The organism is Frankia sp. AgB32 (assembly GCF_023243045.1).
GTDB lineage: Bacteria > Actinomycetota > Actinomycetes > Frankiales > Frankiaceae > Frankia.
The window spans coordinates 1-4893 of sequence record NZ_JALKFX010000093.1; the positions used below are offsets into that span (position 1 = coordinate 1).

Annotated in this window: 6 protein-coding genes and 1 pseudogene; 5 read left to right on the forward strand and 2 right to left on the reverse strand. The window is 71.4% G+C overall.

The features are described 5' to 3' along the window. Positions 1–11 precede the first annotated feature (11 nt). Complete coding sequence (locus MXD60_RS21730; RefSeq protein ID WP_248821222.1) at positions 12–716, forward strand: SDR family NAD(P)-dependent oxidoreductase; 705 nt, start codon at positions 12–14, stop codon at positions 714–716. A gap of 209 nt (positions 717–925) precedes the next feature. Beyond that, the gene (locus MXD60_RS21735) at positions 926–1714 is read left to right on the forward strand and encodes a metalloregulator ArsR/SmtB family transcription factor (RefSeq protein ID WP_248821186.1); all 789 of its coding nucleotides are present in this window, start codon (positions 926–928) and stop codon (positions 1712–1714) included. A gap of 31 nt (positions 1715–1745) precedes the next feature. Here MXD60_RS21735 and MXD60_RS21740 read toward each other — a convergent pair whose 3' ends face one another. Together MXD60_RS21740 and cynS are read right to left on the reverse strand one after the other, a co-directional pair. Next, complete coding sequence (locus tag MXD60_RS21740) at positions 1746–2552, reverse strand: SAM-dependent methyltransferase (protein WP_248821223.1); 807 nt, start codon at positions 2550–2552, stop codon at positions 1746–1748. A 134-nt stretch (positions 2553–2686) separates the two neighbouring features. Next, positions 2687–3130, reverse strand: coding sequence for a cyanase (gene cynS, locus MXD60_RS21745; RefSeq protein WP_248821187.1), 444 nt, complete (start codon positions 3128–3130; stop codon positions 2687–2689). Between the two features lie 273 nt (positions 3131–3403). On the opposite strand from cynS, the gene MXD60_RS21750 reads away from it, so the two are divergent. The 3 genes and pseudogenes from MXD60_RS21750 to MXD60_RS21760 all read left to right on the forward strand — a co-directional run. Beyond that, positions 3404–3892, forward strand: coding sequence for a MarR family winged helix-turn-helix transcriptional regulator (locus tag MXD60_RS21750; RefSeq protein ID WP_248821188.1), 489 nt, complete (start codon positions 3404–3406; stop codon positions 3890–3892). Positions 3893–3969: 77 nt separating this feature from the next. After that, complete coding sequence (locus MXD60_RS21755) at positions 3970–4353, forward strand: PPOX class F420-dependent oxidoreductase (RefSeq protein WP_248821189.1); 384 nt, start codon at positions 3970–3972, stop codon at positions 4351–4353. Positions 4354–4472: 119 nt separating this feature from the next. Next, positions 4473–4893 (forward strand): annotated as a pseudogene (locus tag MXD60_RS21760) (hypothetical protein); the annotation flags it as partial.

Below are 4893 nucleotides of genomic sequence, written 5' to 3' on the forward strand. Positions count from 1 at the left end.
CACCCCCCGCCTTGGCGCCCCGCGGGGCGCCGGGGGGGGGGGGGGGGCCCCCCGCCCGGGGGGGGGGGCGGGGGGGGGGGGGGGCCCGCGACGACGACCGCCGGGAGAACGCCGTGGCGAAGCTGCGCGCGGGTGGCGCCGACGCGTTCGGCGTGCCGCTCGACGTCACCGACGACGCCGCCGCCGACGCTGCCGCCGCGCTGCTCGCCGACCGGGCCGGCCGCCTCGACGTGCTGGTCAACAACGCCGCCGTGACGGGCAGTGGCCAACAGCGTCCGACAACGACCGACCTCGCTGTGGTGCGGACCGTCGTGGAGACCAACGTGCTCGGCGTCCTGCGCGTCACCAACGCGATGCTGCCGCTGCTGCGCCGCTCGGCGTCCCCGCGGATCGTGAACATGTCCAGCTCCGTCGGTTCGCTGACGCTGCAGTCCGCGCCCGGCGCCGGCGGGCACACGGTGGGGCCGGTGTCGGCCGCGTACGCGCCGTCGAAGACGTTCCTCAACGCCGTCACCGTCCAGTACGCCCGGGAGCTGCGTGACACCAACATCCTGATCAACGCCGGCTGCCCCGGCTACTGCGCCACGGACCTCAACGGCCACCGCGGCGTGCGCACCCCCGAGCAGGGCGCGGCGATCGCGATCCACCTCGCGACCCTTCCCGACGACGGCCCGACCGGCAGCTTCTTCGACGACGCCGGAGTGGTGCCCTGGTAACACCCGGCGGACGGCTGGCCACGCCGAGCGGTCGCGGGATGCGGGGCCAGTCGCCGACGCGCTGCAGTTGCTCCAGCAGCCCGGTGCGGGCCGGTCGGACTGGACCGGTCCGTAGCCGGAGAGTAGTGCATGGCCCGCCGGGCCCACCAGCCTGGGCCGTGGCCCAGTGGCGCGCCGACGTCGTCCAGGAAGGCGGCGGGCATTGACAGGTGACCAAAAGGTCACCTATCTTCGTGCTCATGGACGAGGTGTTCCGGGCGCTCGCCGACCCGACTCGCCGCGCGCTGCTCGACGAGCTGTTCCGCCAGGACGGTCAGACGCTGGGCGCGCTCGAGGAACGCTTCGCGATGAGCCGCTTCGGCGTGATGAAGCACCTGAAGCTGCTGGAGGAGGCGGGCCTGGTCGTCACCAGGCGGCGTGGCCGCGAAAAGCTCCACTTCCTCAACCCGGTCCCGATCCGGCTCGTCCACGACCGGTGGGTGAGCAAGTACGCCGAGCCCTGGGCCGCAGGGCTCAGCGAGCTCAAGACCATGTTGGAGCACCCCATGGAAAAGATCTTCGAGATCTACATCCGCACGACCCCCGAGCGCCTGTGGGAGGCGATCACCGACCCCGAGATTCGGGCCCGCTATCAGTTCGGCGCCCGCGTCACCTCGGACTGGACGCCCGGTTCGCGCGTCGAGATGGCCAGTCCCGGCGCGCCGGGACTGCTCGGCGAGGGCGATGTCCTCGAGAGCGACCCGCCCCGGCGACTGGTGCATACGCTGACCGCGCTGTGGAGCGACGAGGTGAAGGCCGAAGGTGCCTCCCGGGTGACCTGGGAGATCGAACCGGTCGCCGACTCGTGTCGCCTCACGGTCACCCACGACCAGCTCCGCGACGGCGCGCACGACGAGCTCTACGGCGGCTGGCCGATGATCCTCTCCGGCCTCAAGACCTGGCTCGAGACCGGAGAGCTCCTCACCACCCCGGGATCGCTGATGTACGGCGGCAGCTGACCACCCGGCCCGGCCCCGGCGGGTGGCGCGTTTACGCCTTGCGGCCGACCCCGCCGTAGATGAACAGCGGCTGCGGGTCGACCCCGGCCGCCGGCCGCCACAGCGGTGTCGACACGACGCCGGGCTCCACGACCTCGAGCCCGTCGAAGAACGAGGTGATCTGGTCCGGGGTGCGCAGGTTGTAGGGGTGACCATCGGCCTGGGTGATCTCGATGGCCTTGTCGACGGCCTCGCCGTGGGTGCCGTCGTTGAGCGTGAGGTAGCTGCCTGACGGGACGCCGTCGAGGAGCCGCTTCGCGATCGCCTGCGCCTCGCCGGTGTCGGCGACGTTGCCCAGGATGCCGAACATCACCAGAGCCACCGGCTGGGTGAAGTCCAGCACCTCGGCCGCCTCGGCGAGGATCCTGTCCGGATCGCGCACGTCGGCGTCCACGTACGCGGTGGCCCCGCCGGCGACGCTGGTGAGCAGCGCGCGGGCGTGCACGAGCACGAGCGGGTCGTTGTCGACATAGACGATCCGCGAGTCCGGGGCGATCCGCTGCGCGACCTCATGGGTGTTGTCGGCGCTCGGCAGGCCCGTCCCGATGTCGAGGAACTGGCGGATGCCCACCTCGCCGGCGAGGAACGTGATGGCCCTGACCAGGAACTCCCGCTGCGCCCGGGCGACATGGACGATGTCCGGGTAGACCTCGAAGACCTTGTCGCCGAGCTCCCGGTCCGCCGGGAAGTTGTCCTTGCCGCCGAGCCAGTAGTTCCAGACCCGTGCGGAGTGCGGCACGCTCGTGTCGACCCGTGACCATGCGCTCTGCGCCGCCTCATCAGCACCCATACGACACATCATGCACTTTCGGGCGAACTCCGCACGCACCCCGCGGCGGAGAACACCCTGCCCGCCGCCTGCGCCCGGCATCGGTTGGACGTGCGTCGCTCGGCCGTGGAGGCCCCTCCGTCGGCCGAGCGCCCACCGGCCGGTCAGTAGCGCCGGTACGGCAGGAACTTGCCGCTCATCGTGATGTTCACCCGGTCGCCGGCGGGGTCGGGCTCGCGCTCGATGTTCATCCGGAAGTCGATCGCGCTCATGATGCCGTCGCCGAACTCCTCGCCGATCAGCTCCTTGAACGTCGTCCCGTAGACCGCGACCAGCTCGTGGAAGCGGTAGATGAGCGGGTCGGTCGGAACCTCCGTCGGCAGCGAACCCCGGTAGGGCGGCTCGGTGAGCAGCGCGGCCGCCTCGGCCGGCAGGTCGAGCAGCTCGACGAGCGTCGCCGCCTCGGTCTCGTCGAAGGACATCTGGCCAAGGGCACCGGCGGTGACCCACTCCTTGCTCCGCCCGACCGCCGCCGCGATCGACGCCCAGCTCAACCCCTTGCGGCGTCGGTTGACAACGATCAGCTCAGTCAGTTCGGCGCGGTTCACGCGGACCCTCCCAGTGGCCGGCGGCGGATTTCAGCCGGCACCAGCGCCAGCCCGGCCCCAGTGTCCTACGGTCAGGCTGGTTCGGAACGCGAATCCTGCCCTGGGTGCACGGCCGCAGGCTGAGGGAGAAGGGATGGCGGGGCCGCCCGCGGCGGGCGGACCTCGCCGAGCTCCCGGTGGGGGACAGGGCGACGTTCCTCGCACCGGTATCGGCGCCGCGGTGGGCCGTGCCGTCCTGATGGCACCCTTCTAGCTATGGACGATGCTGCGTCGGTGGCCGGTCCCGTGCTCCAGCCCGGGGCACGGGATCTGTTCGCCACTGATCCGGAAGCCCGTCCGGGGCTGGCGATCAAGCGGGCCGAGCAAGCGCTCATGCGAGAGAAGGCGCGGGCCCTGCGCCCGTCGGGCCTGACCGTGTCGCAGTACGCGGCGATGCTGGTGCTGCGCCAGGCCGCTGGCTCGTCCGGCGCCCAGCTGGCGCGTCGCTGCAACGTCACGCCGCAGGCCATGGCCGGCCTGCTGGCGACGCTGGAGAGCAGGGCGCTGGTGTCCCGGGTGGCATCGCCCGTCCATGCGAAGGTTCATCTGGCCCGGCTGACGGCCGCGGGCGAGCAGGTGCTCGAGGTCGCGGACCAGGCCGCGGTCGCGGTGGAACGGCGGCTCGCGAGCGCCTTCACCGACGCCGAGCTGGACGTTCTGCGCTCGTTCCTGGATCGGGCGACGACCGCGCTGACGAGCGAACCGCCGGATCACGCAGGGTAATGACAATGCCTTTATATATATCAAGATCTTGATATAGGGTGGCTGGCGACCGCCTTCCCATGTAGTCGAGGTGAATCATGTCGATCCCCGAAAGCCACCTGGACCTGCTCACCCGTCCGGTGATCGCCCACCTCGCCCAGCTACGCCCGGACGGCACCCTCCAGTCGAATCCCGTCTGGTTCGCCTGGGACGGCGCGCGGCTGCGTCTGACGACGACCAGCGACCGGCAGAAGGGGCGCAACGCCGCCGCGGACCCCCGGGTCGCGCTGTCCATCCACGACCCCGACAACCCGTACCGGTACCTCGAGGTGCGCGGCGAGGTCGAGGCGATCGAGGCCGACCCGAACGGCAAGTTCTTCGACGTTCTCGCGAAGCGGTACGACCTGGCCTACGACAGCCTCCCGGACGCGGCCCGCCGCGTCGTCCTGGTGATCGCGCCGCGGGCGGCCTCCTGGCAGTAGCGGGCCCGCGTCGGCGCCCCTGGATAAGCCGGCCACTGTCGGCCAGCCGACCGACTGTCCGCCGCCGTCGAACTCGCCCTCGTGACTGGGACCGCGCCTTCGTCATCACCAACCTGGTCGTGAAGCCGATCGCCGACCTGGTGACCCTGGCTGAACTCAGCACGCAGTGCACCGAGGCGGGCGCCGGCCTGGACGCACTGATCCTGGAGAACCTGTGGCTCGACGCCGAGCGCAGCCAGCGTTGGACCGCCGCGCTGACCAGGTTCCTGCTCGCCGACGACGCCAACCGGTCGATCCTGCAGGGCTTCGTTGACGAGTTCACCCCCCTGGGCCACCTTCCTCCACACCGCCGGCCTGACCGCCCGCAGCGAACTCGGCACTCAGGCCTAGATCACTGCCGTCCCCGCCAGCGACCCGCACGTCCACTGCGCAGAGCCAGCGCGTCAGCGCGCGCAGAGCCGCTGAACCGGCACCGGCACCGGCACCGACACCGGCCGAGGCCCCATGCCTCGGCCCGGTGTCCCGCGGAACCGTCGGATG

Bases quoted from the DNA above. Each gene is read 5' to 3' on its own strand.
- MXD60_RS21740 (WP_248821223.1), bottom strand. From the start codon at position 2,552: ATGTGTCGTATGGGTGCTGATGAGGCGGCGCAGAGCGCATGGTCACGG.
- MXD60_RS21755 (WP_248821189.1), top strand. From the start codon at position 3,970: ATGTCGATCCCCGAAAGCCACCTGGACCTGCTCACCCGTCCGGTGATC.